This window comes from Jeotgalicoccus aerolatus (genome assembly GCF_014635205.1).
GTDB classification, from domain to species: domain Bacteria; phylum Bacillota; class Bacilli; order Staphylococcales; family Salinicoccaceae; genus Jeotgalicoccus; species Jeotgalicoccus aerolatus.
Window position 1 is genome coordinate 1 of sequence record NZ_BMCN01000005.1, and the last position, 3,261, is coordinate 3,261.

Consider the following 3,261-nt stretch of genomic DNA (forward strand, 5'->3'; position numbering starts at 1 on the left):
AAACGAGATACTGTCAGCAGTATCAACAGAGCTTAAGTTTAAGTTCTCCAATCATGGAGAGTTTGATCCTGGCTCAGGATGAACGCTGGCGGCGTGCCTAATACATGCAAGTCGAGCGCGAAGATCAGGAGCTTGCTCCTGAGATTCGAGCGGCGGACGGGTGAGTAACACGTAGGCAACCTACCCTTGAGATTGGGATAACTACCGGAAACGGTAGCTAATACCGGATACGACATTCCTGCATAAGTAAGAATGTTAAAAGGCGGATTTATCTGCCGCTCATGGATGGGCCTGCGGTGCATTAGCTAGTTGGTGAGATAGTAGCTCACCAAGGCGACGATGCATAGCCGACCTGAGAGGGTGATCGGCCACACTGGGACTGAGACACGGCCCAGACTCCTACGGGAGGCAGCAGTAGGGAATCTTCCGCAATGGACGCAAGTCTGACGGAGCAACGCCGCGTGAGTGATGAAGGGTTTCGGCTCGTAAAACTCTGTTGTTAAGGAAGAACACTTGAGGTAGTAACTGGCCTTGAGATGACGGTACTTAACCAGAAAGCCACGGCTAACTACGTGCCAGCAGCCGCGGTAATACGTAGGTGGCAAGCGTTATCCGGAATTATTGGGCGTAAAGCGCGCGTAGGCGGTAAAATAAGTCTGATGTGAAAGCCCCCGGCTCAACCGGGGAGGGTCATTGGAAACTGTTTTACTTGAGTACAGAAGAGGAGAGTGGAATTCCATGTGTAGCGGTGAAATGCGCAGAGATATGGAGGAACACCAGTGGCGAAGGCGGCTCTCTGGTCTGTAACTGACGCTGAGGTGCGAAAGCGTGGGGATCAAACAGGATTAGATACCCTGGTAGTCCACGCCGTAAACGATGAGTGCTAAGTGTTGGGGGGTTTCCGCCCCTCAGTGCTGCAGCTAACGCATTAAGCACTCCGCCTGGGGAGTACGACCGCAAGGTTGAAACTCAAAGGAATTGACGGGGACCCGCACAAGCGGTGGAGCATGTGGTTTAATTCGAAGCAACGCGAAGAACCTTACCAAATCTTGACATCCTCTGACAGCCATAGAGATATGGTTTCCCTTCGGGGCAGAGTGACAGGTGGTGCATGGTTGTCGTCAGCTCGTGTCGTGAGATGTTGGGTTAAGTCCCGCAACGAGCGCAACCCTTAAGTTTAGTTGCCATCATTAAGTTGGGCACTCTAGACTGACTGCCGGTGACAAACCGGAGGAAGGTGGGGACGACGTCAAATCATCATGCCCCTTATGATTTGGGCTACACACGTGCTACAATGGACAGGTTACAAAGGGCAGCGACGCCGCGAGGCCAAGCGAATCCCATAAAACTGTTCTCAGTTCGGATTGGAGTCTGCAACTCGACTCCATGAAGCTGGAATCGCTAGTAATCGTAGATCAGCATGCTACGGTGAATACGTTCCCGGGTCTTGTACACACCGCCCGTCACACCACGAAAGTCGATAACACCTGAAGCCGGTGGGCCAACCTTTATGGAGGCAGCCGTCGAAGGTGGGATTGATGATTGGGGTGAAGTCGTAACAAGGTAGCCGTATCGGAAGGTGCGGCTGGATCACCTCCTTTCTAAGGAATATATGGAACATCTACTTGTTAGATGAGAATTCGGAATGACGTTAGACATATTGTATTCAGTTTTGAATGTTTCTTTAAAGAGATATTCTTTGTTAATAATAAAATATACTCATTCATTATTTAATGGGCCTATAGCTCAGTTGGTTAGAGCGCACGCCTGATAAGCGTGAGGTCGGTGGTTCGAGTCCACCTAGGCCCACCATTAGATATTAGTATGGGGGCTTAGCTCAGCTGGGAGAGCGCCTGCCTTGCACGCAGGAGGTCAGCGGTTCGATCCCGCTAGTCTCCACCATTTTATTATTAATGTATGTACATTGAAAACCGTATAGAAGTAAAGAGAAGAGTAAAAAGATTTCAACTCGAGAAAAAGAATTGAAACGAGAACGCAAACGTGTCTATAAGACACACTCACANGCATCTACTTGTTAGATGAGAATTCGGAATGACGTTAGACATATTGTATTCAGTTTTGAATGTTTCTTTAAAGGAAATATTCAGATGTACATTGAAAACCGTATAGAAGTAAAGAGAAGAGTAAAAAGATTTCAACTCGAGAAAAAGAATTGAAACGAGAACGCAAACGTGTCTATAAGACACACTCACACAAATTTCATTACGATTAAGTAGTGAAGGGCGCACGGCGGATGCCTAGGTACCAAGAGCCGATGAAGGACGGAACAAACACCGATATGCTTCGGGGAGCTGTAAGTAAGCGATGAACCGGAGATTTCCGAATGGGGAAACCCAATACCGCGAGGTATTACCACAGCGTGAATACATAGCGCTGTTGGAGGACACCTGGAGAACTGAAACATCTTAGTATCCAGAGGAAGAGAAAGAAAAATCGATTCCCTAAGTAGCGGCGAGCGAACGGGGAAGAGCCCAAACCAGCTTCGGCTGGGGTTGTAGGACATTCACAACGGATCTAAAGACTTAGACGAATGGTCTGGGAAGGCCAACCGCAGGGGGTAAGAGTCCCGTAGTTAAAAGGTTGATAGATTTAGAATGTATCCTGAGTACGGCGGAACACGAGGAATTCCGTCGGAATCCGGGAGGACCATCTCCCAAGGCTAAATACTCCTTGGTAACCGATAGTGAACCAGTACCGTGAGGGAAAGGTGAAAAGCACCCCGGGAGGGGAGTGAAATAGAACCTGAAACCGTGCGCTTACAAGTAGTCAGAGCCCGTTAATGGGTGATGGCGTGCCTTTTGTAGAATGAACCGGCGAGTTACGATTATATGCAAGGTTAAGCAGTGAATGTGGAGCCGCAGCGAAAGCGAGTCTGAATAGGGCGACTGAGTATATGATTGTAGACGCGAAACCAGGTGATCTACCCATGACCAGGCTGAAGTTCAGGTAACACTGAATGGAGGGCCGAACCGACTTACGTTGAAAAGTGACCGGATGAGTTGTGGGTAGGGGTGAAATTCCAATCGAACCTGGAGATAGCTCGTTCTCTCCGAAATATATTTAGGTATAGCCTCATATAAGCATCGTGGAGGTAGAGCACTGTTTGGATGAGGGGCCCATCCCGGGTTACCGAGTTCAGACAAACTCCGAATGCCACAGATGTAATGTATGGGAGTCAGACAGTGGGTGATAAGGTCCATTGTCGAGAGGGAAACAGCCCAGACCACCAGTTAAGGTCCC

2 tRNA genes and 2 rRNA genes are annotated in these 3,261 nt (G+C 48.9%); all 4 read left to right on the plus strand.

Annotated features, from left to right (window positions below):
- The first annotated feature begins 50 nt into the window (after positions 1–50).
- Positions 51–1,601 (plus strand): 16S ribosomal RNA (locus IEU81_RS10880).
- A 134-nt stretch (positions 1,602–1,735) separates the two neighbouring features.
- Positions 1,736–1,812 (plus strand) — tRNA-Ile (locus IEU81_RS10885).
- Between the two features lie 14 nt (positions 1,813–1,826).
- A tRNA-Ala gene (locus IEU81_RS10890) sits at positions 1,827–1,902 on the plus strand.
- 325 nt (positions 1,903–2,227) lie between these two features.
- A 23S ribosomal RNA gene (locus tag IEU81_RS10895) occupies positions 2,228–3,261 on the plus strand; the annotation flags it as partial.